Source organism: Phenylobacterium sp. (assembly GCF_035539035.1).
Classification (GTDB): Bacteria; Pseudomonadota; Alphaproteobacteria; order Caulobacterales; family Caulobacteraceae; genus Phenylobacterium.
Genome location: NZ_DATLJI010000012.1, coordinates 1 through 21,906, shown reverse-complemented (window position 1 = coordinate 21,906; position 21,906 = coordinate 1). Strand labels below are relative to the sequence as shown.

The window sequence follows — 21,906 nt, the reverse complement described above, 5'->3', positions numbered from 1 at the left end:
CAAGATCGAAAAGCGCGCCCCCATCCTCGGCGAATTCCGCGAGTTCATCGCCCGCGGCAACGTGATCGACCTCGCGGTCGGCGTGATCATCGGCGCGGCCTTCAACGACATCGTCAAGACGCTGGTCGACCAGGTGATCATGCCGCCGATCGGCCTGCTGCTCTCCGGCATCGACTTCTCGCACCTGGCCTGGGTGCTGAAGCCGGACAACCCGGCCACCAAGGTCGACGAGCTCGTCGCCATCCACTACGGCGCCCTGATCAACGCCGGCATCAAGTTCGTGATCGTCGCCTGGGCGGTGTTCCTGCTGGTGAAGATGATCAACGTCATCCGCCGTCACGACGCGGAACAGGGCCCGAAGACGCCGCCTGCGCCGACCCCGCAGGAAGCCCTGCTCATCGAGATCCGCGACCTCCTGAAGGCCCAGGCCGAGCGCCCGGGGCCGCCCTAGCCGATGGCGCGCCCCTTCCTCCTCGATGGAGGAAGGGTAGGGATGGTGGTGAGTGCAGGGTGATGCGGTGAGGTCGCTCTCGGCTCGGCGCCCAACGGAGCCTTTCACTTCATCTCCGCGGACACACCACCACCCAACCCTCCTCCATCGAGGAGGAGGGCTCGGGAGCCACGCACCCGCGGCGGACTGCGAAGGCTGGCGCCCTAGGCGCCGACGGGGGCCTCGATCAGGGCCTCCGCGCCCTCCGCCTCGCCCGCGTCCGGCAGCAGGTCGAGCTCGATCATCGTCAGCTCGGTGACGACCACCATCTGCCGCGCGCGCCAGGCGGCCATCATGATCCAGCCGATCCAGGCCACCCCGACGCCGGCGAAGAACACGTCGCCCGCGTCCCAGTCGAGGCGGTCCAGGACCTCCGGCGCGAGCTGGTTCAGCACCAGGGCGGTCGACGCCGGCACGGTCAGGAAGGCCACGCCGCTCCAGCGCGCCACCGATTCCAGCCGCCGGTGGTTGATGGCGGCGAGGGCGTGCAGGCGCCGCTGGTCGGCGGGGGCGAGCGCCCGGACGATCTCGGCCACCTTGCGGCTCGACCGGTTGCGCCGCAGGCCGCTCACATAGTCGACGCCCCACTGGGTCCAGGCGCTGCGCCCGAAGAGGCTGTCCCACACCAGGCCGTGCACGGTCATGGCGCGGACCATCTGGCGCCACACGCGCCAGAGGCCATCGCTGTCCAGTCGCTCGGCCATGCGCCGCCCCCCAGAACCCGGGGACAGCTTGGCCGTGATCGGGCCTCCGGTCTAGGCGACCTTGAAGCCTTCCCAGTTCAGCATCTTGAAGAGCTTGGCGTTCTCCTCCGGCGGCAGGGCGTCACGGAAGGCCGGGAAGATCTCCTCCTCCTCCTCGCGCATGTGCTCCTGCAGCTGGGTCCAGAAGGCCCGCGCCTTGATCAGCCAGCGCGGGTCCGTGGAGGAGGTGCGGCGCAGGTCGTAGATGAAGGTCTTCACCTCGGCGTGGTCCTCGGTGAGGTGGTGCGACTGGTCGGTGCGGGCGTTCTCGGCCAGGGCCGGATAGATGACGTTCTCCTCCTCGATCGCGTGCTTGGTCAGCGCATAGGCGATCTTGGTCAGCAGCATCTCGCGCTTCAGCATCTCGTCGTCGTGGGTGGCGAGCAGCTGGGTGAACATCTTCTCCACCATCCGGTGCTCGGCGGTGAGCGCCGCCACCCAGTCGCCGGCGGCGAGGGAGGGGCCCTGCATCACCGCCTTCTTGGCGTGGGGAATGGCGAGGCCGGCCATCAGGCCGAGGGCCGCGCCGGTGGCGAGACGGCCGAAGTTTCCGGACGTGTGGGGCATTGGAGGTTCTCCCTGGAGTCGGGCGAAGAACGGGCCGGGCCTTGCCCCCGTTCCGCTTCATCCCCTAATCCGGGGCCATGAGCGTCAGCGCCAAGATCTGCGGGGTCTCGACCCCCGAGGCGGTCAGCGCCGCCCTGCAGGGCGGGGCGGGCTTCCTGGGCTTCGTCTTCTTCCCGAAGAGCCCCCGCAACCTGGCGATCGACGCCGCCCGCCGGCTGGCCGAACCCGTCCGCAACCGCGCCCGGGTCGTGGCCCTGCTGGTCGATCCCACCGACGCCCAGGTGGACGAGGTGGCCCGGGGCCTCGCGCCCGACCTGATCCAGCTGCACGGCGCCGAGTCGCCCGCCCGGGTGCGGGAGATCGCCGGCCGCGCCGGGACCGGGATCGTCAAGGTCCTGCCGGTCGCCGAGGCCGCCGACCTCGCGCCGGCCGCCGACTACGAGACCGTGGCCGAGCACCTGATGTTCGACACCAAGCCGCCGAAGGACTCCCCCCGCCCCGGCGGCACGGGCCACAGCTTCGACTGGACCCTCATGTCCGGCCGCCGCTTCCGGCGGCCCTGGTTCCTGGCCGGGGGGCTCGATCCCTGGAACCTGGCGGACGCCGTGCAGCAGTCCGGCGCCCCGATGGTGGACGTTTCCTCTGGCGTGGAGCGCGGTCCCGGCCTAAAGGACCCCGCCTTGATCACGGCGTTCCTCGACGCCGCCAGACGAGCCTGAACCGCCTCGTGAACGCGCCTCACCCGCCCGCCCGTCCCAACGACTACTCGGCCTATCCCGACGCGGCCGGCCGCTTCGGCGAGTTCGGCGGCCGCTACGTGCCCGAAACCCTGATGCCGCTGGTCCACGAGCTGGACGCCGCCTACGCCGCGGCCAAGGCGGACCCGGCGTTCCAGGCCGAGCTCGACGGTTTCCTGAAGCACTACGTCGGCCGGCCCAGCCCGCTCTATTTCGCCGAGCGGCTCACCGCCCACTACGGCGGGGCGAAGATCTATCTGAAGCGCGAGGAGCTGAATCACACCGGCTCGCACAAGATCAACAACTGCATGGGCCAGATCCTGCTGGCCATGCGGATGGGCAAGACCCGGATCATCGCCGAGACCGGGGCCGGCCAGCACGGCGTGGCCACCGCCACCGTCTGCGCCCGCTTCGGCCTGCCCTGCGTGGTCTACATGGGCGCCGTCGACGTGGAGCGGCAGAAGCCCAACGTCTTCCGGATGAACCTCCTGGGCGCGGACGTCCGGCCGGTCACCTCCGGCTCGGCGACGCTCAAGGACGCCATGAACGAGGCCCTGCGCGACTGGGTCACCAACGTCCACGACACCTACTACCTGATCGGCACCGCCGCCGGCATGCACCCGTATCCGGCCATGGTCCGCGACTTCCAGGCGGTGATCGGCCGCGAGGTGCGCGAGCAGATCCTGGAGCTGGAGGGCCGGCTGCCCGACGCCGTGGTCGCCTGCGTCGGCGGCGGCTCCAACGCCATCGGCATCTTCCACCCCTTCCTCAACGACGCCGAGGTCAGGCTGATCGGCGTCGAGGCGGCGGGCGAGGGGATGGACACCGGCCGCCACGCCGCGGCCATCAACGGCGGCCGCCCCGGCGTGCTGCACGGCAACCTCACCTACCTGCTGCAGGACCGCGAGGGGCAGATCGAGGAGGCCCACTCGATCTCCGCCGGCCTCGACTATCCCGGCATCGGCCCGGAGCATTCCTGGCTGCACGACGTGGGCCGCGCCACCTACCTCACCGCCACCGACGCCGAGTCGCTGGAGGCCTTCATGCTGCTCTCGAAGCTCGAGGGCATCCTGCCGGCCATCGAGTCCAGCCATGCGCTCGCCCGCCTCCCCGAGGTGGTGCGCGAGGTCGGCAAGGACGGCATCGTGGTGCTGAACCTCTCCGGCCGCGGCGACAAGGACGTGGGCACGGTGGCCGCCCACCTGGGACGCCAGATTTGACGACAGCCCGTATCGACGCCCGCTTCGCCGCGCTGAAGCAGGAAGGCCGCGCGGCCTTCGTCGCCTATGTGATGGCCGGCGACCCCGACCGCGACACCGCGCTCAATATCCTCCGGGGCCTGCCCGCCGCCGGCGCCGACCTTATCGAGCTGGGCTTCCCCTTCTCCGACCCCATGGCCGAGGGCCCGCCGATCCAGCGCGCCGCCCAGCGGGCCCTGGCCAAGGGCATGACGCTGAGGGGCACGCTGGACCTCGCCCGCGCCTTCCGCGAGGGCGACGACACGACCCCGCTGATCCTCATGGGCTACATGAACCCCCTGCTCACCTGGGGCTTTGCGGCCTTCGCCCGTGACGCGGCCGAGGCCGGCATCGACGGCCTCATCGTCGTGGACTGCCCGCCCGAGGAGGCCGATCCCCTGGCCGACGCCCTGGACGCCGCCGGCGTCTCGCTGGTCCGGCTGGCCACCCCCACCAGCGACGACCACCGCCTGCAGACCATCGTCCGGCGCACCTCCGGTTTCGTCTACTACGTCTCCGTGGCCGGCGTGACCGGGGTGAAGGAAGCGGACGCCCAGGCGGTCGCCCCCAACGTCGAGCGGGTGCGCCAGGCCTCCGGCCTGCCCGTCGCCGTCGGCTTCGGCATCAAGACTCCGGAAAGGGCCGCGGCGGTAGCACGCGTGGCCGATGCGGTTGTCGTTGGCTCCGCGCTTGTGGATGAAGTGGCCGAAGCGGTGGAGAGAAACGAAGACGTGACCCAGCGAGTTCTTTCCAAAGCTGAATCCTTGGCTAAGTCTGTGCGCTTCGCGCGAAATGGCCAAACGACGGCGGTCTAGAACCTATGGCGATGGCTGAGCAGAGAAACGACAAGCCCGGACGGACACAGGGCGGGCGCGAGCGCCGCGGCTGGCTGTCCCGGATCGCGCCCGGCGTGCGCAACGCCTTCGCCAAGCGCGAGACGCCCGAGAACCTCTGGGTCAAGTGCCCCGACACCGGGGAGATGATCTACCGGCCCGACCTGGAGGCCGCGCTGTGGGTGACGCCCTCGGGCAGCCACATGCGGATCGGCGCGGCCCAGCGCCTGCGCATCACCTTCGACGACGGCGTCTTCGAGAAGATCGCCTCCCCGGTGGTCGCCGACGACCCGCTGAAGTTCCCCGACGAGCGGCCCTACCACGAGCGCCTGAAGGCCGCCCGCAAGGCCACCGGCGAGCAGGACTCCATGGCCATCGGCTACGGGAACATCCAGGGCCAGCCGGCCGTGGTCGTGGTCCAGGACTTCAGCTTCATGGGCGGCTCGCTCGGCATGGGCGCCGGCGAGACCTTCATCAAGGCCGCGCAGGAGGCCGTGAAGCGCGAGGTCCCATTCGTGATCTTCACCGCCTCGGGCGGCGCGCGCATGCAGGAGGGCACGCTCTCCCTGATGCAGATGGCCCGCACGACCCTGGCGCTGAACGAGGTGAAGGCCGCGGGCCTGCCCTATGTGGTGGTGCTCACCGACCCGACCACGGGCGGGGTGCTCGCCTCCTACGCCATGCTGGGCGACGTCCACCTGGCCGAGCCCAACGCCACCCTCGGCTTCTCCGGCCGGCGGGTCATCGAGCAGACCATCCGCGAGACCCTGCCGCCGGGCTTCCAGAAGTCCGAGTTCCTGGTGGAGCGCGGCATGGTCGACAAGGTGGTCCCCCGCGCCGAGCTGCCCTCGGTGCTGGGCTCGATCCTGAAGACCCTCATGCTGGGGCGCGAGCGACTTCCCTCCGCCGCCTGATGTGAAGCTCCCCGCGATCGACCACGACCCGATCCGCGCCTCGGACGCGGTGATCCAGCGCCTGCGCGCCAACCATCCGAGCCTGATCGACCTCACCACCGGCCGCGTCGAGCGCCTGCTGGCCGCCCTCGGCCATCCTGAGAAGCGCCTGCCGCCGGTGATCCACGTGGCCGGCACCAACGGCAAGGGCTCGACGGTCGCCTACCTGCGCGCCATCGCCGAGGCCCAGGGGCTGAAGGTCCACGCGCTCACCTCGCCCCACCTCGTCCGCTTCGCCGAACGGATCCGCGTGGCCGGCGAGCTGATCAGCGACGCCCGCCTGATGGAGCTCACCGAGCGGCTGGAGGCGGCCAACGCCGGCGAGCCGATCAGCTTCTTCGAGATCACCACCGTCCTGGCCTTCGAGGCCTTCGCCGACACGCCGGCCGACATCTGCATCGTCGAGGTGGGCCTGGGCGGCCGGTTCGACGCCACCAACATCTTCGACGCGCCCGCGGTCAGCGTCATCACCCCCGTCGACTACGACCACCTGGAGATGCTGGGCCCCGGCCTCGCCAAGATCGCCTGGGAGAAGGCCGGCATCATCAAGCCCCGCCGCCCGGTGGTGGTCGCCCGCCAGCAGGACGAGGCGCTCGACATCATCGAGCGCGAGGCCGACGCGCGCATGGCCCCCATGCTGCTGATGGGCCGCGACTTCGACGCCTGGGAGGAGCGCGGCCGCCTGCTGGTGCAGATGCCCGAGCGCCTGCTCGACCTGCCGCCGCCCAGCCTGTTCGGCGGCTACCAGTTCGCCAACGCCGGCCTGGCGGTGGCCGCGGCGCTCACCTTCGACCCCGGCCTCAGCGAGGACGCCATCGGCCAGGGCGTCGCCTCCGCCGTCTGGCCGGCCCGCTTCCAGCGCCTGACGAAGGGGCCGCTGGCCGACCTCGCCCGCTCGCGCAGCTCCGACCTCTGGCTCGACGGCGGCCACAACCCGCACGCCGGCCGCGCGCTCGCCGAGGCCGCCTCGCGCCTCACCGACCGCGACGGCCGCCCGCTGGCGCTGGTCGTCGGCATGTTCGCCCGCAAGGACGCCCGCGGCTTCTTCGAGCCCTTCGCCGAGATGCACCCGAAGGTCTTCGCCACCACCTTCGATTCGCCCAACGCCGCCCCGGCCGCCGAGATCGCCGAAGCCGCCCGCGCCAATGGCCTGGAGGTGGAGGAGGTGGGGGACGTGGAGGCCGGCGTGCGCCGCGCGCTCTCCGCCGACGGCCTGCCGCCCCACGTCCTGGTCTGCGGCGGCCTGCACTTCGCCGGCGAGGTCCTGGCCATGAGCCCGGAGACCTGGCCGGTTTAGATATTCCTCCCCTTCGGGGGAGTGAGGACGAGGCGCAGCCTCGCCGGGTGGGGGAGACGCGGGCCGGAACGCGGCGCGCCCGCCTCATGTCTAGCGCTGCCGGGTTCGGACGGCTCCCTTCCTCCTCGATGGAGGAAGGGCGGGGATGGTGGTGTTTGCAGGGCGGTGAAGGAATGGGCGCCGCATGGCGCCGGCGCCCACCTGCGCCATTCGCTTCGGCTCGGCAGCCCCACCACCACCCAACCCTCCTCCATCGAGGAGGAGGGCTGGAGCGCAGGACCGCCCGCGTGGAAGCCCTAAGCCGCGACCCCGGCTTCGTTCAGCCACTCCAGGATCTTCTGCTTGGGCATGGCGCCGACCTTCATGGAGGCCATCTGGCCGCCCTTGAAGAGCATCATGGTCGGGATGCCGCGCACGCCGTAGCGCGAGGGCGTCGTCGGGCTTTCCTCGATGTTCAGCTTGGCGACCGTGACCTGGCCGCCGAGCTCGTCCGAGATCTGCTCCAGGGCGGGCGCGATCTGCTTGCAGGGGCCGCACCATTCCGCCCAGAAATCGACGAGCACCGGGCGCTCGGCCTGCAGCACGTCCTTCTCGAACGACTCGTCGGTGACCTTCACAGTGGCCATGGGTAGCTCCTTCTGCGTGGGCCCAGGTTGGAAACGCGGCCTCACGCCTCTTGATCCGCCGATGTAGGCGGGGCTTGCCATCCTATCAACCGCTCCGGCGCAGCTCGGCAAGGGTCCGGGCCAACAGGATTTCTGGGATCGGCATCAGCTTCGGCCCGTCGGTCCAGACCAGCGCCGCCTCGACAGCCCGCCCCGGGAACACCTCGCCCAGCACCGCCGCATAGACCGCCATCTGGCGCAGATAGGCCGGATCGGCGTCCTCGATCCGCGCCGGCGAGGGGCGGTTGGTCTTGAAGTCGGCCACCAGCACCCGGTCGGGCAGCACCACCAGCCGGTCGATCCGGCCGGAGATCTTCAGGCCCGCCGGCAGCGCCGCCGCCGTCCCGGCGATCCCCACCTCCGGCCGGCTGCCCGGCCCGAACACCTCGGCGAAACGGGCGTCCTCCAGCACCGACAGGGCCGCGGCGGTCATCTCCGCCCGCTGGGCCTCGGAAAGGTCGCGCTCCCGGGCCAGCAGGGCCCGGGCCCCTTCCGCTCGCTCCGGCGGCGGCAGGTCGGGCAGGATCTGCAGCAGCCGGTGGATCAGGTCGCCACGGCGGAACCGTCCCAGCCCGCCGGCCTCGGCCAGCGGCGAGGGCGCCGGCGCCTTGGCCCCCTCGCCCAGGTCCGAGGGCGAGGCGTAGCGGGCGAAGGCCTCGGCCTTCGGCGCGACGGCGGTCCAGCCGGGCAGGGGCGCGGCCTCGGCGGTCACAGCCGCGGGGCGGGCCACCGGCACGGGATCCGGTCCGAAGCGCAGGATCGGGACCCCGCCGCACTCGGTCTCGCGCACCTTGGGCGCGATGTCGGCGTGGCGGAAGGCGGCGGCCAGCGCGCCCCACCAGCCCTTCAGGTTCTCCTCCTTGGCGGTGGACGAGATCCGGCCGCACAGCACCAGCCGGTCCCGCGCCCGGGTCAGCGCCACATAGAGCAGGCGGTAGGCCTCCTCCTCGTCGCGCCTGCCCCGCCGCTCGCGCGCCGCCGCCGAGGCCTCGCAGTCGCCGTCCTTCGACGGACACCATAGGAAGCCGCCGTCCTCGGTCTCCAGCAGCGGCGAGCCCCGCGCGGTGCGCGACAGCGTGGTCTCCGGCAGGAAGACGATCGGCGCCTCCAGCCCCTTGGCGCCGTGGGCGGTCATCACCCGCACCTCGTCGCGGGCCGCCTCCATCTCGCGCTTCACCGTGATGTCGAGGCTGGCGAAGGCTGCGGCCAGGCTCTCCAGCTCGTGCGCGCCGCGGCCCTCCGCCGCCAGCACCTGCGCCAGGAACTCGTCCAGCGCGTCCTCGGCCTCGGCCCCCAGCCGGGTCAGCAGCCGCCGGCGCATGGAGCGCCCCGCGCCGTCGGCCAGGCCCAGCACCCGGGCGTAGAACTCGAAGGGCCTCAAGGCCACCCCGGCCTCGCGGGCGGCCGACAGGAAGGCGTGCGCCTCGCGCCACTCCTCCCGCTCCTCGGCGCGCCGGACCAGCCGGTCCCACAGCCGCTCGCCGCCCCGGCCGTGGGCCAGTTCGTAGAGGGTGTCGTCGGAGACGTCGCAGAACGGGCTCCGCAGCAGGGCCGCCAGCGTCAGCTCGTCGCCGGGGAACAGCACGAACCGGGCCAGCGCCAGCAGGTCGTCGAAGACGATGTGCTCGGACAGCGCCAGCCGGTCGGCGCCGGCCACCGGGATCTTCCGCCGCTTCAGCGCCCGCAGGATCTCCTCGAACAGCGCCTTGCGCCGCCGGACCAGGATCAGCACATCGCCGGGCGTGGCCGCCCGCCAGCCTGCGGCGTCCTTGTCCCAGACCCGGTCGCCCCGGGCGATCAGCGCCTCGATCTCGCAGGCGATCTTCTCGGCCAGCCGCCGGTTGGCGGACAGTTCCGGCTCGGCGTCCAGCGGCGCGTCCCAGGCGTCGCGCTCGGCGCCCTTCTCCTCCCGCTCCAGCGGCCACAGGTCGACGCAGCCGTCGTGGTCGGTGCGCATCGGCTGGTGGACGATCCGCTCGGCCTCCACGCGCGGCAGGATGGCCGTGGAGAGCTCCGGCGGGGCGAAGGCCGAGTCCACGAACGACAGCACCTGCGGGGTCGAGCGCCAGGAGGCCAGCAGGTCCACCCGCTCGAAGCGGAAGCCCGCGCCGGTCGCCCGCTCCCGGTGGAACTCGAACTCGTGGATCAGCAGCTCCGGCTGGGCGCCCTGGAAGGAGTAGATCGACTGCTTCTCGTCGCCGACCACGAACATGTTGCGGTCGAGGCCGCGGTCGTCGCGCACCCCCTCGCCGGAGAAGAACTCGCCGGTGAGCGCGCGGACGATGGTCCACTGGTCGGGCGCGGTGTCCTGCGCCTCGTCGACCAGGATGTGGTCGATGCCGCCGTCCAGCTTGTAGAGCACCCAGGCCGCCGCCGGCCGGCTGGCCAGCAGCGCGCAGGTCTTCTCGATCAGGTCGGCGAAGTCGAGCGTCCCGGCCCGCCGCTTCTCCGCGTCGTAGGCCTCGACATAGGCCGCCGCCAGCGTCAGGGCATAGACCGTGTCCCAGGCCACCCGCGCGGCCTTGGCGGTGCGGAACGCCTCGCAGAGCCGCTCCTGTTCCGCCGTCAGCCATTCGCAGACCGCCGGGTCCACCTGCTTGGTGGCGCAGGTCTTCCGGGGGTCGCCGGTCGCGGTGAACAGCATGGCGCGGACCAGCTCCGGCCGGCTCTCGCCGCGAGCCGCGGCCTCGGCGATCTCGGCGGCCTTCAGCCCGTTGGGGACGTCGGTCTTCTCGCTGCCCAGGCGCAGCGCCTCGGCCGCGCGGCGCCAGGCGGCCGCGTCGATCGCCGGCGGCGACAGCGCCGTGTCCTCCACCGCCTGCGGGTCCACGAGGCCCGGCAGGCCGCAGGCGGCGGCGATGGCGCCGGGCAGGCCGGCGAGCCCGCCGCAGCGGTCGATATAGGCCGCGATCGCCGCGCGCCTGGTCTCGAAGGCGGCGAACATCTCCTGGAAGCTTCCGAAGTCCAGCGCCACGGAGAACCGGGCGTAGGCGTCGGCCACCGGCCCTGCATCCCCCATCGCCTGCCGCGCCACCGCCTTGCGCGCCGCGCTCGCCACGGCCGCGGAGGCCGCGTCGTCCATCACCCGGAAGCCCGGCGAGACTCCCGCCTCCAGCGGGAACCGCCGCAGCAGCTTCTCGCAGAAGGCGTGGATGGTCTGGATCTTCAGCCCGCCCGGCGTCTCCAGGGCGCGGGCGAACAGGGCGCGGGCCTTGGAGAGCGCCAGGTGGTCGTAGGCGTCGGCCGGCCGCCCCTCGAGCTTGGCCAGCGCCTCGCGCAGCTCGGCGTCGGGCCGCACCGACCAGCCGCCCAGCAGGTCGAACAGCCGCCGCTGCATCTCGGCGGCGGCGGCCTTGGTGTAGGTCACGCACAGGATGGTCTCGGGCGCCGCGCCCGCCAGCAGCAGGCGCGCCACCCGGTCGATCAGGGTCTTGGTCTTGCCGGAGCCCGCGTTGGCCGTGACGAAGGCCGAGAGCGTCGGGTCCGCCGCGGTGCGCTGCGGGTCGGGCCGGGCGGGGAAGGGGATCACCGTCATTCCTCGCCCTCCTCGCCGGAGGTGGACCATTCGAACACCCGCGCCAGGTGGTCGTAGTCGCTCATCCGCGCCTTCACGAACTGCGGCGCGACCCGGCTCAGGTAGGGCTGGTTCGGCCGGTCGAAACGGGCGACGAGTTCGGACAGCCCCGCCAGGGCGTGCGCCGCGGCGTCCTGGCTCTCGGGCCCGGCGGCGGCGCGGATCTCCACCTTGCCGGCGGGCTTGCGGCCGGTGACCTCCAGATAGGTCAGGTCCCCCGGCGCCGGCCGCCCCAGGCCCTCGAAGCCGCCGCCGGCCAGGATGGCGGCGGTGAGCGTGAGCTGCGGGGAGAAGCCGGTGGCCACCTCCTTCTTCGAGGGCGCCTTTCCGGTCTTGTAGTCGAGGATGTGGCCGAAGCCGTCGCGGGTCACCTCGATGCGGTCGGCGCGCGCCTTGATGGTGAAGGGGCCGGCCGGCGCGTCCACCGTCAGCGCCCCTTCCAGCTCGACATGGATCGCCCGGCCGTCGCGGCGCTGGCGCTCCAGCTCCACCACCCACTGGGCGGCCTCGCGCGCCAGGGCCTGTTCGCGGGCGAGCGCCTCGTGCGGCATGCCGTGGCGCACCAGGGCGTCGAGGTACAGCTTCTCGAACTGCGCCGCCGCATCGTCCGGCAGGGCGCCCGGATAGCCGCGGGCGAACAGCTCGAACGCCTCGTGGATCGCCGTGCCGCGGGCCCGGGCCTCCACCGTCTCGTCCGGCCGCTCCAGGGCGCGCAGCTTCAGGATGTCCCGCGCCCAGACGGCGTAGGGGTCGCGCGTCAGGTTCTCCACCCGGGTCACGAACAGCTCGCGCGGCCGGTGGGCCACGGGCGGCATGGGCGCGGGGCGCTTCGCCGGGGCGTAGTCGGTGGGGGCGTCCAGCCGCCGGGCCCAGGCCAGGACCTCGTCGCGGCCGGGGATCTCCACGCCCGCGCCGCGGGCGAGCGTCTCCAGCCGCCACAGCCAGCGCGACTTGATCGAGGGCGCGCCCTCCCGCCGCTCGGCGTGCAGCAGCACCACCTCGGGCGCGCAGGCGGCCTGCGCGAAGTCGTGGGCCGCCAGCCCCACGCGCCGCTCCGGCGGCGGCAGGCCGAGCCTGGCCCGCATGGGCCGCGACAGGAACGGGTCGAGCGGCGCGCCCCTCGGCCAGACGCCCTCCTCCAGCCCCGCCACCACCAGCCGGTCGGCCCGCACCAGGCGGGCCTCGATGGCGCCCAGGATCCGCAGGCGGGGATGGGTGGCCCCGCCGGTGCGGATGCTCTCCCCCTCCATCAGCCGCTCCAGGAGGTCGGCGAAGCTGCGCCAGCTCCCCCGCGGCAGGGCCTCCCCGTCGGCGATCAGCCCGGCCAGCAGCCGGCTCATGGCCTCGCCGCCGTGCCCGCTCCAGAGGTCGCCCAGGTCGCCGTGCGCGTCCCGCGCCAGCGTTTCCATGACCGACGCCACCGCCCCGGCGGCCGCGCGCGGGGTCTCCGGCTCGGCCGCGAAGGCGCCCAGCAGCGCCTCCAGCGCCTCGGATAGCGCCCGAGCCTCGGGGTGCTCCTTCAGCCGCGTGCGCAGTTCGTCCCAGTCCCGCGGCCGGGGTCCGCGCAGGCCGCGCCGCTCCAGGGTCGCCGCCTCGCGGGCCAGCGTGTCGGGCGCCATGCCCAGCCGCACATAGGGGTGCTTCAGGATCGCCAGCAGGGTCACCGGGTCCAGCGGGTCGACCGCCGCCCGCGCGACCAGCCCGGCCAGCGCGCCGCACCGGCAGCCGGCCAGACTCTCGCCGGCGGAGGAGTCCGGGACCACGCCCCACCGGGCCAGCTTCGCCGCCACCCGCCTCGCCAGCGCCTGGTCGGGCGCCACCAGGGCCGCCGTCCGCTCCGGGGTCTCCAGCGCCTCGCGCAGCAGCAGGGCCGCCACGGTGGCCGCCTCCTCCTCCGAGCGCGCGCTGACCAGCGACAGCCCCTTCAGCCCCTCGGCGACCGGGTCGATCCGCTCGGCCTCGGCCTCGTGGCGCAGGCGCTCGATGGCGTGCAGCCAGTCGGCGGTGGCCTCCGCCGGCCTGAGCGCCTCGTTGACCACCCGCCGCCGCCAGCGGCCCTGGGCGGTGTAGGCCTGCGCCGCGGGCCAGGCCTCCACCTCGCCGCGCTCCACGCCGGCCTCGTCCAGCAGCCGCTTCAGCGCCCCTTGCGGATGCTGCACGTCCACGTCGTCCCAGGCCCGCTCGGCCAGGTCCTGGTCCAGGCCCGGCAGCACCACGCAGCCCTGCGGCGCGCTCGCCACGGCGATCAGCAGGGCCCGCGTCGCCGGCGCCGTGCCCGTCGAACCGGCCGCCACCAGCACCCCCTGCGGCGGCTTCAGCGTCCAGGCCTCGGCCAGCCTGCGCAGCAGCCGCACGCGGCGTTCGCTCACGTCTGCCACGCCCAGTTCCGCCAGCCGCTTCGGCCACTGGGTGAGCGCCGTCTCCAGGAAGTCGCGGCTGACCCGCCAGTGCTCGGCGAGTTCGGCCTCCACCAGGCCCGCCAGCTTCTCCCCGGCCTCGACCTCCTCGATCTGCAGGCTGTCCAGGAAGCCACCCAGGGCGTCGGCCAGCTCCAGGGCGCCCGAGGCGGTCAGCTCGCGGCCCGGTAGCAGGTGGGCGTTGTCGGCCACCAGCCGGGTCAGCTCGAATCTTCGTTTCAGCGGCTCGATGGCGGCCGGCAGGTCCAGCGACAGGTCCCCCGGTTCGAACGGCGGCTCGCCCTCCTCCAGGTCGCCCAGCGGCCGCATCTGCGGCGGCAGGACGGCGCGGCCGCCGGCGGCCGCCACGAAGGCGTCGGCGATGGCCCGCGCGCCGCGGCGGGTGGGGATCAGGACGACCGCCTGCGACAGGGCTTCCGGCCCCTCGGGAGCCAGGGCGTCGTGCAGCCCCTGCGCCAGGTCCTGGGCGAACGGCCGGTGCGCCGGGATGTTGTACCAGCGCGGCCCCGGCCCTCGCAGGAAGCCGCTCATCTGAGCCGCGCCTCGGCCGCCTCCCTGGCCGCCGGGTCGCCCACGTGCATCCAGAAGGCGTCCATGACCGCCCCGTGCAGGCGGCCCTCGCCCTGCAGCCGCTTCCAGACCGGCAGGATCGAGAACGGCCCGGCGGTCGGCGAGCCGTCCAGCACCTGGGGCTTCAGGATGCCGAAGCCGACGTTGGCGTAGGGCGTCGGCGGCTCGGCGTCGGTGGAGTGGGTGAGCCGGCCCTGGTCGTCCATGAAGAAGCCGTTCGGCCCCTCGAAGCCCAGGCCGTTCCCGCGCCGCACGAGCAAGAGCAGGATGTCCATCCGCGTGGGATTCCACGCCGCCTTCAGCGCCTCCAGCGCCGGCGTCCCCTTCTCCAGCCACAGCGAGTCGATGTTGGCCACGAAGATCGGGTCCTCGCCGAGCTTGGCCCGGGCGTGCTGGATGCCGCCGCCGGAATCCAGCAGCTCGCCCCGCTCGTCGGAGATCAGCACCTCCAGGTCCGTCCGGGTCGCGAGGTGCGCCTCCATCTGGTCGGCGAAATGGTGGACGTTGACGACCGCCTTGGTGACGCCCGCCTCCACGAGCTTGTCCAGCACCCGGTCGATCAGGGTCCGCCCGGCCACCGTCACCAGCGCCTTCGGGAGGGTGTCGGTCAGCGGCCGCATGCGCGTGCCCAGTCCCGCGGCCAGCACCATGGCCGTGGTCGGGGCCGTCGTCGGCGTCGTGGCGGACGGGCTCACGCGCGCGCCTCGGGCGGCACGTGGCGGTCGAACCAGGCCTTCATCGGGGCCAGCGCCGGGTCGTTCAGGTTGCGCTCCAGGTAGCGCCAGGTGCGCGGCATGAAGGCCCGGTACTGCGGCCGGCCGAGCAGGGTCTGGCGGGCGAACACCCGGCCCAGGATCCGCGCCGCGTTGGACACCGCCAGCGCCCGGTACTCGGCCAGGAACTGGTCCCGGTCCAGCGCCGGCCGCGCGGCGAGGAAGCGGTCCAGCATCGCCGTCTCCAGCTCCGGCGAGACGTCGCGCCGGGCGTCCTGCAGCAGGTGCAGCAGGTCCCAGGCCGGATGCGCCTTCAGCGCGTCCTGGAAATCGATCAGCCCCACCCGCGCCACGCCCCGCCGCTCCGGCAGCCAGAGCAGGTTCTGGGCGTGGTAGTCGCGGTGGGTGAAGACGCTGGCGCCCGCCTCGCCCTGCACCCAGACCGGCGCCCACAGGGCGTCCCACTCCGCCACCGCGGTTTCGCCGAACGGCGCGAGGCCCGCGTGCTTCGGCCACCAGTCCAGGAAGGTGTCGGTGGCGATCTTCAGCGCCAGCGTGTCGTAGGTCAAAAGCGGCCAGGTCGCGCCCTCGGCCTGCAGCACGGCCGGCGGCGGCTCCGCCTGCATCACCACCTGGACGTCCACCGCCGCCTCGTAGAGCGGGCCCTCGTCCTGGCCCTCGGCGATCAGGGTGGCGTAGAGCCCGTCGCCCAGGTCCTCCAGCACCGCCAGCCCCTGGGCCACGTCGTGGGCGTAGATCTTCGGCGCCGAGAGGCCGTGCTCGCGCAGGTAGGCCGCCGTGGTGACGAATGCCGCCACCGAGCCCGCCGCCAGCCGCGCGGCGGCGTTGTAGCCCAGCGCCACCCGTTCCTCGGGCGTCGCGTCCGGCGGACAGACCACGCTCTCCACCGCCGGCGGCTGGTCCATGAAGATCAGCCGCGAGCCGGCCGGCGTGTGCAGCCGCTCGTACTGCCGCGTCGAGGCGTCGCCGCCCAGCAGCTCGCGCCGGGCCTCGCCGAGGCCGGCGGCCTTCAGGAACTCGGCCTTCAGGGCCTCACGATCCGAACTCAACCCCTCGTCCTTCCCAGGCGCCGTGCGGGGTCAGCCGCACGCGCCGTCCGTCATCGTCTTCGGAAAGCGAAATCACTACATCGAGTCGGTCCGGCGGCAGGCGGCCCTCCAGCCGCTCGGGCCACTCGATCACCGCCGCGCCGTCCTCCAGCGCCTCGTCCAGACCGATCTCATAGGCCTCGTCCGGAGACGAGAGGCGATAGAGGTCGAAGTGGGCGACCTTCAGCCGCGCCCCCTCGTAGAATTGCACGAGCGTGAACGTGGGCGAGGGCACGTCCTCGGTGGGCGTGGTCAGCGCCCGCACCAGCGCCCGCGCCAGCGTCGACTTGCCCGCCCCCAGCGGCCCGTAGAGGCACACCGCCTCGCCGGGCCGCAGCTCGTGCGCCAGAGCCGCGCCGAGCCGCCCCGTGGCCGCCTCGTCCGGCAGGCGGAAGTCCCCTTCGGCTTCCAGGATCATGCGAAGGCCGCGTCCGGGTCGCCCGGCAGCGCCCGCTCCACGTGGCTCTTCAGCCGCAGGGTCACCTCGCCGGGCTCCCCGGCCAGGGCCTCGGGCGGGATGGCGTGGCCGACCGTCAGGGAGAACGCCCGTCCCTGCTTGTTCAGCAGCTCGTGGAACAGGGTCATGTCCCGCAGCTCCGGCGAGAACCGGTTGAACAGGTGGAACAGCGTCGACCAGGGCCCGCTCACATGGATCGGGACCACGGGGGCCGCGTACTTCCGCGCGAGCGAGACCGCGCTCGGCGCCCAGGGCGGGTCGGCCAGCAGGCCGTCGGCCTGGCGCCTGGCCAGCCGCCCGGCCGGGAAGATCACCAGGCACCGCTCGGCCTCCAGCGCCTCGCGGGTGAGCTGCAGGGTCAGGCGCGTGCGCTCGCGGGTCCGCTTGGCCTCCACCCACTCCACCGGGATCAGCACCTCGCCGAGCGGCGGCGAGACCCGCAGCGCGTCGGAGTTGGCGTAGAAGCAGAGGTCCGGCCGGACCCGCTTCAGCTCGTCATAGACCGCGATCCCGTCGGCGATGCCGGTCGGGTGGTTGCAGACCACCACCAGCCGCCCGGTCCGCGGGATCCGCTCCAGCCCCCGCGCCGCCACCTTCAGCGCCAGCAGCGCCGAGACGTGCTCCAGCGCCATCGCCCCCGGCATGGTCGCGATCGCGTCGGCCATCCGCCGGGCCTTGGCGTAGTCCAGCATCCGGTAGAGCATCGGACGCACGGCCGGCCACAGCGGGCTCCTCGACAGCTTCGGCGCCCGCTCGGCGATCAGCACGTCCACGATGTGGTCGCGCGGCCTGGGGCGCGTCACGGCCGGGGCGTGCGAGGCGAGCGTCATGGCCCAAGGATGCGCTGCTGCGGGACTCGCGGGCAAGCGCCGGGAGGGCTAAAAGCCCGCCATGCGTGACATCACCCACTTCATCGACGGCGCGCCCGTCGCCTCGACCTCCGGCCGGTTCGGAGACGTCTTCAACCCCAACATCGGCGAGATCCAGGCCCGCGTGGGCCTGGCGACCACCGCCGAGGTCGACGCCGCCGTGGCCTCGGCCGTCCGCGCCCAGCAGACCTGGGCCCTGGTCAATCCGCAGCGCCGCGCCCGCGTCATGTTCGAGTTCAAGCGCCTCGTCGAAGCGCGCATGGACGAACTCGCCGAGCTGCTCTCCTCCGAGCACGGCAAGGTCATCGCCGATAGCAAGGGCGACATCCAGCGCGGCCTGGAGGTGATCGAGTTCGCCTGCGGCATCCCGCACGCGCTGAAGGGCGAGTACACCGAGGGCGCCGGCCCCGGGATCGACGTCTATTCCATGCGCCAGCCGCTCGGCGTCGCCGCCGGCATCACCCCGTTCAACTTCCCGGCGATGATCCCGATGTGGATGTTCGGCATCGCCATCGCGGTCGGCAACACCTTCATCCTGAAGCCCTCGGAGAAGGACCCCTCCGTCCCCGTCCGCCTCGCCGAGCTGATGATGGAGGCCGGCGCGCCGAAGGGCGTGCTGAACGTGGTGCACGGCGACAAGACCGCCGTCGACGCCATCCTCGACCACCCGGACATCAAGGCCGTCAGCTTCGTCGGCTCCTCCGACATCGCCCAGTACGTCTACTCGCGCGGCACGGCCAACGGGAAGCGCGTGCAGGCCATGGGCGGCGCCAAGAACCACGGGATCATCCTGCCCGACGCCGACCTGGAGCAGGCGTCGAAGGACATCATCGGCGCCGCCTACGGCTCGGCCGGCGAGCGCTGCATGGCCCTGCCCGTGGTCGTGCCGGTGGGCAAGAAGACCGCCGACGAGGTGCGCGAGCGGGTCATGGCCGAGCTCGAGACGCTGAAGGTCGGGGTCTCCACCGACGCGGCCGCCCAGTACGGCCCGGTGGTCTCCGAGGCCCACAAGAAGCGCGTCACCGACTACATCCAGCTGGGCGTCGACGAGGGCGCCGAGCTCGTGGTCGACGGCCGGGGCTTCGCCCTGCAGGGCTACGAGAAGGGCTTCTTCATCGGCCCGACCCTGTTCGACCAGGTGAAGCCGACCATGAAGACCTACCAGGAGGAGATCTTCGGCCCGGTGCTGCAGATCGTCCGCGCCGAGACCTTCGAGGAGGCGCTGGCGCTGCCGTCCGAGCACCAGTACGGCAACGGCGTCGCCATCTTCACCCGCAACGGCCGCGCCGCGCGCGAGTTCGCGTCCCGCGTCAACGTCGGCATGGTCGGCATCAATGTCCCGATCCCGGTGCCGGTCGCCTACCACACCTTCGGCGGCTGGAAGCGCTCGGCCTTCGGCGACGTCAACCAGCACGGCATGGAAGGCGTCCGCTTCTACACCAAGGTGAAGACCATCACCGCCCGCTGGCCCGAAGGGGCCGTCGAGGATAGCGCCTTCGTCATCCCGACCATGCGGTAGCGGCCCTTTCCCTCCCCTTCATGGGGAGGGCCGACTCGCGGAACGCGAGCGGGGTGGGGAAGTCGCGATCATCTGCGGACTCCGCAGGTGACCCATACCTCCCCACCCGTCCGGCCTTCGGCCGTCCACCCTCCCCAGCGAGGGAGGGAAAGCCTCACGTGCGCCGGCTGATGATGTCCTTGTTGTGCGCCCGGGTCTTGGCGCCCTGGCCGCGTTCGGCCTCGGTCTTCTCGCCGCGGCGGGTGTTGGTCTGGGAGTGCATGGCGCCTTCGCCGGCCGGCTCGCCCCAGTCCTGCTCGGGGTTGTCCTCCTGGCCGAGCTTGTGGATGTCGACATTGGCCGGCGTGCCTTCGCCCAGGTCGCCCGACTGACCGATCCCCGCGGCGTCGCGGTCGCCCCCGCCGCCGCCCTGGCCGGCCTCGAAGCTGCGGTCCTCGCGGGCCGCGCCGCTGGCGTTCGCGCCGCCCTGGCTCACCGCGCCCGCGCCCATGTCGCTGGACGCCTGGCCGCGGTCGTCGCCGGTCCCGACCGGGTCGTTGTCCCAGCCTTCCGTGCGCTGCGGGGAGGTGGCGTGGGTCCCCCGGTCGGGGTCCTGCTGCATGTCCATGTCCTGCTGGCCGACGCCGCCGCCCTGCATGCGGGCGCGGTTCACTTCGGGGGTGCTGGGCTGGTAGGTGCGGGGGTCTTCGGCCATGGAAGGTCTCCTTCGTCTGCCTGTCATGAACCCGCCCGCGGACGCCCCGTTCCTTGCGCCCCGCCGCGTCGCCCGCTAGGCGGGGAGGGATGGCCGAAACCCTCGCCGACGCCTACCAGGCCCGCCTCGACGCCGGCGAGATCCGCCCCGACGCCGCCCAGGCCCGGGGCCTGGAAGCCCTGTCCCGCCTGGAGCGCGACCTCGCCGCCGCCGAGGCCGAGGGCGGCCGGCTCAAGGCCCTGTTCCGCAAGCCGGAGGCCCAGCGCGGCGTCTACCTCTACGGCCCCGTCGGCCGCGGCAAGTCCATGCTCATGGACCTGTTCTTCGAGACCGCGCCGGTGGCCCGCAAGCGGCGCACCCACTTCCACGTCTTCATGGGCGAGGTCCACCGGCTGATCGACGCCTTCCGCAAGGGCGATCCCGTGGCCCGCCGCGCCCGCTTCGGCCGCGCCGCCAAGGGCGACGACCCGATCCCGCCGGTGGCCGAGGCGGTGGCCGAGGAGGCCCGCCTGCTCTGCTTCGACGAGTTCCAGGTCACCGACATCGCCGACGCCATGATCCTGGGCCGCCTGTTCGAGGCGCTCACCGCCCGCGGCGTCACCCTGGTCGCCACCTCCAACCGCCACCCGGACGAGCTCTACAAGGACGGCATCAACCGCCAGCTCTTCCTGCCCTTCATCGACATGCTGAAGCAGCGGCTGGACGTGGTGCAGGTGGCCGGCCACCACGACTATCGCCTGGACCGCCTGCGCGCCGCCGGCACCTGGTTCTCGCCCAACGACCCCGACAACCAGCGGTCCTTCGAGCGCCTCTGGACGGAGATGCTCGACGGCGAGGCGGAGACCGGCGCCACGCTCGAGGTGCTGGGCCGCCACGTGACCCTGCCGCGCGCCGCCGGCGGCCTCTTGCGCGCCGGCTTCTCCAGCCTCTGCTCGGTGGCGCTGGGCCCCAACGACTACATCGCGCTGGCCGACCGCTTCCACACCGTCTTCCTGGAGGACGTGCCGAAGCTCACCCCCAACCGGCGGGAGGAGGCCCGGCGGTTCGTGATCCTGATCGACGCCCTCTACGAGGCGAAGACCCGGCTGATCGTGCTCGCCGAGGCCGAGCCCATCCAGCTCTACCCGGCCGGCGACGGCGCCTTCGAGTTCGAGCGCACGGCCTCGCGCCTGCAGGAGATGCGCTCGGCCGACTGGCTGGCGGACCGGGACTGAGCATGACGCTGGCGGACGCCGTGGCCCTGCACCGCGCCGGCGACCTCCCCGCCGCCGAGCAGGCCTACCGCGCGGTGCTGGCGGCCGGCGAGGTCCCGGAGGCCATGGCCAACCTCGCGTCCATCCTGCGCCGCCGCGGCGAGGCGGCCGAGGCCCGCGCCCTCCTGGAGCGCGCCGCCGCGCTCGCGCCCGACACCGCCGGCGTGTGGCGCAACCTCGGCAACCTGCTGCACCACCAGGGCGACCTCGACGGCGCGGCCCGGGCCTACGGGACGGTCCTTCGGCTGGCCCCCGCCGACGACGAGACCGCCTTCGACCTCGCCCGGGTCCGCCTCTCCCAGGGCCGCTTCGCCGAGGCCTGGCCGCTGTTCGAGCGCCGGCCCCAGCGGGCCCGCGCCGAGGCCCGGCGCCTCAGCTTCCCCGAATGGCAGGGCGAGCCGCTGGCCGGGCGGCGGCTGTTCGTCTGGCCCGAGCAGGGCTTCGGCGACCAGATCATGATGATGCGCTACGTGGCGGGCCTGGACGCCGAGGTCACCGTCGCCTGCCTGCCGCAGATGGCCCGCCTGCTGGCCCAGCTCCCCGTCACGGTGCAGCCGCTGACCGAGCGCATGGAGGTCGCGCCGCACGATTTCTGGACCCTGCCCATGTCCCTGCCGCGCTGGTGCGGACCGGAGCTCGCGACCGCGCCCTGCTTCACGGGAACCCCGCGCGGGTCGGGCGGCGTCGGCATCGCCTGGCGCGGCAACGCGCTGCCCGACCCCGGCCGCTCCCTGCCGCCGGAACTGGGCGCCGAGCTCCTGGCGCTGCCGGGCGCGATCTCCCTGCACCCGGAGGACAGCGGCGCCCGCGACTTCCAGGACACCGCCGACCTGATCGCCGGCCTCGACCTCGTGGTCTCCATCGACACGAGCGTCGCCCACCTTGCCGGCGCCATGGGCAAGCCCACCCTCGTCCTCCTGCAGCACAATCCCCCCGAATGGCGCTGGCTCGCCGACGCCGCCGGCCGCAGCGCCTGGCATCCCTCCGCCACGGTCCTCCGCCAACCCGCCCCCGGCGACTGGCGCAGCGTGATCGACCAGGTAAAGGCGCGCTGGCCCTGAGGAGCCGACCGACAGCCCTCCTCCTCGATGGAGGAGGGTTGGGTGGTGGTGTGTCTGCTGAGATGACGAAGCTGGCGCGTGCAGGCGCCCAGCCCAATGGCGTTCAAATCCGCAGCGCCCTGCACTCACCACCATCCCTACCCTTCC

Annotated in this window: 19 protein-coding genes; 9 read left to right on the top strand and 10 right to left on the bottom strand. The window is 73.0% G+C overall.

Going from position 1 to position 21,906, the window contains the following annotated elements:
• The first annotated feature begins 22 nt into the window (after positions 1–22).
• Positions 23–451, top strand: a complete 429-nt coding sequence (gene mscL, locus VM685_RS05390) for a large-conductance mechanosensitive channel protein MscL (RefSeq protein WP_325459643.1) — start codon at positions 23–25, stop codon at positions 449–451.
• A gap of 203 nt (positions 452–654) precedes the next feature.
• Here the strand turns inward: mscL and VM685_RS05385 are convergent, their stop codons facing one another.
• Positions 655–1,194 carry a hypothetical protein gene (locus VM685_RS05385; protein ID WP_325459099.1) on the bottom strand — a complete coding sequence of 180 codons (540 nt, stop codon included), beginning with the start codon at positions 1,192–1,194 and terminating at the stop codon, positions 655–657.
• Positions 1,195–1,245: 51 nt separating this feature from the next.
• Complete coding sequence (locus VM685_RS05380; RefSeq protein ID WP_325459098.1) at positions 1,246–1,800, bottom strand: hemerythrin domain-containing protein; 555 nt, start codon at positions 1,798–1,800, stop codon at positions 1,246–1,248.
• A gap of 77 nt (positions 1,801–1,877) precedes the next feature.
• On the opposite strand from VM685_RS05380, the gene VM685_RS05375 reads away from it, so the two are divergent.
• From VM685_RS05375 to VM685_RS05355, 5 genes are read left to right on the top strand one after another with little or no spacing between them, the layout of a single operon-like run.
• The gene (locus tag VM685_RS05375; protein WP_325459097.1) at positions 1,878–2,519 is read left to right on the top strand and encodes a phosphoribosylanthranilate isomerase; all 642 of its coding nucleotides are present in this window, start codon (positions 1,878–1,880) and stop codon (positions 2,517–2,519) included.
• Positions 2,520–2,527: 8 nt separating this feature from the next.
• Positions 2,528–3,757 carry a tryptophan synthase subunit beta gene (trpB, locus tag VM685_RS05370; RefSeq protein WP_325459096.1) on the top strand — a complete coding sequence of 410 codons (1,230 nt, stop codon included), beginning with the start codon at positions 2,528–2,530 and terminating at the stop codon, positions 3,755–3,757.
• Entirely contained in the window at positions 3,754–4,590 is an 837-nt protein-coding gene (gene trpA / locus VM685_RS05365) for a tryptophan synthase subunit alpha (RefSeq protein ID WP_325459095.1), read from the top strand. The genes trpB and trpA overlap by 4 nt, the downstream gene beginning before the upstream one ends.
• 5 nt (positions 4,591–4,595) lie before the next feature.
• The gene (gene accD / locus VM685_RS05360) at positions 4,596–5,522 is read left to right on the top strand and encodes an acetyl-CoA carboxylase, carboxyltransferase subunit beta (RefSeq protein WP_325459094.1); all 927 of its coding nucleotides are present in this window, start codon (positions 4,596–4,598) and stop codon (positions 5,520–5,522) included.
• Position 5,523: 1 nt separating this feature from the next.
• Positions 5,524–6,858: a folylpolyglutamate synthase/dihydrofolate synthase family protein gene (locus VM685_RS05355; RefSeq protein WP_325459093.1), complete on the top strand. Its 1,335-nt coding sequence runs from the start codon at positions 5,524–5,526 to the stop codon at positions 6,856–6,858.
• A gap of 296 nt (positions 6,859–7,154) precedes the next feature.
• Here VM685_RS05355 and trxA read toward each other — a convergent pair whose 3' ends face one another.
• The 7 genes from trxA to VM685_RS05320 form a co-directional block, all read right to left on the bottom strand.
• Positions 7,155–7,484, bottom strand: a complete 330-nt coding sequence (trxA, locus tag VM685_RS05350; RefSeq protein ID WP_325459092.1) for a thioredoxin — start codon at positions 7,482–7,484, stop codon at positions 7,155–7,157.
• An 85-nt stretch (positions 7,485–7,569) separates the two neighbouring features.
• Complete coding sequence (gene addA, locus VM685_RS05345; RefSeq protein ID WP_325459091.1) at positions 7,570–11,058, bottom strand: double-strand break repair helicase AddA; 3,489 nt, start codon at positions 11,056–11,058, stop codon at positions 7,570–7,572.
• Positions 11,055–14,045: a double-strand break repair protein AddB gene (addB, locus tag VM685_RS05340; protein ID WP_325459090.1), complete on the bottom strand. Its 2,991-nt coding sequence runs from the start codon at positions 14,043–14,045 to the stop codon at positions 11,055–11,057. Before addB ends, addA begins: the two co-directional genes overlap by 4 nt.
• Entirely contained in the window at positions 14,042–14,734 is a 693-nt protein-coding gene (locus VM685_RS05335; protein ID WP_325459642.1) for a nucleotidyltransferase family protein, read from the bottom strand. Before VM685_RS05335 ends, addB begins: the two co-directional genes overlap by 4 nt.
• 41 nt (positions 14,735–14,775) lie before the next feature.
• Complete coding sequence (gene amgK / locus VM685_RS05330; RefSeq protein ID WP_325459089.1) at positions 14,776–15,867, bottom strand: N-acetylmuramate/N-acetylglucosamine kinase AmgK; 1,092 nt, start codon at positions 15,865–15,867, stop codon at positions 14,776–14,778.
• On the bottom strand, positions 15,851–16,324 hold the full coding sequence (tsaE, locus tag VM685_RS05325; RefSeq protein WP_325459088.1) for a tRNA (adenosine(37)-N6)-threonylcarbamoyltransferase complex ATPase subunit type 1 TsaE: 474 nt from the start codon (positions 16,322–16,324) through the stop codon (positions 15,851–15,853). The genes amgK and tsaE overlap by 17 nt, the downstream gene beginning before the upstream one ends.
• Positions 16,321–17,193, bottom strand: coding sequence for a 1-acyl-sn-glycerol-3-phosphate acyltransferase (locus tag VM685_RS05320; protein ID WP_325459087.1), 873 nt, complete (start codon positions 17,191–17,193; stop codon positions 16,321–16,323). Before VM685_RS05320 ends, tsaE begins: the two co-directional genes overlap by 4 nt.
• A gap of 61 nt (positions 17,194–17,254) precedes the next feature.
• On the opposite strand from VM685_RS05320, the gene VM685_RS05315 reads away from it, so the two are divergent.
• Positions 17,255–18,751, top strand: a complete 1,497-nt coding sequence (locus VM685_RS05315) for a CoA-acylating methylmalonate-semialdehyde dehydrogenase (RefSeq protein WP_325459086.1) — start codon at positions 17,255–17,257, stop codon at positions 18,749–18,751.
• Positions 18,752–18,905: 154 nt separating this feature from the next.
• Here the strand turns inward: VM685_RS05315 and VM685_RS05310 are convergent, their stop codons facing one another.
• Positions 18,906–19,445, bottom strand: a complete 540-nt coding sequence (locus VM685_RS05310; protein WP_325459085.1) for a hypothetical protein — start codon at positions 19,443–19,445, stop codon at positions 18,906–18,908.
• Between the two features lie 89 nt (positions 19,446–19,534).
• On the opposite strand from VM685_RS05310, the gene zapE reads away from it, so the two are divergent.
• Together zapE and VM685_RS05300 are read left to right on the top strand one after the other, a co-directional pair.
• Positions 19,535–20,659 (top strand): cell division protein ZapE, encoded by a 1,125-nt coding sequence (zapE, locus tag VM685_RS05305; RefSeq protein ID WP_325459084.1) that lies wholly within the window; start codon positions 19,535–19,537, stop codon positions 20,657–20,659.
• 2 nt (positions 20,660–20,661) lie between these two features.
• Positions 20,662–21,759, top strand: coding sequence for a tetratricopeptide repeat protein (locus tag VM685_RS05300; RefSeq protein WP_325459083.1), 1,098 nt, complete (start codon positions 20,662–20,664; stop codon positions 21,757–21,759).
• The last annotated feature ends 147 nt before the right edge of the window (positions 21,760–21,906 follow it).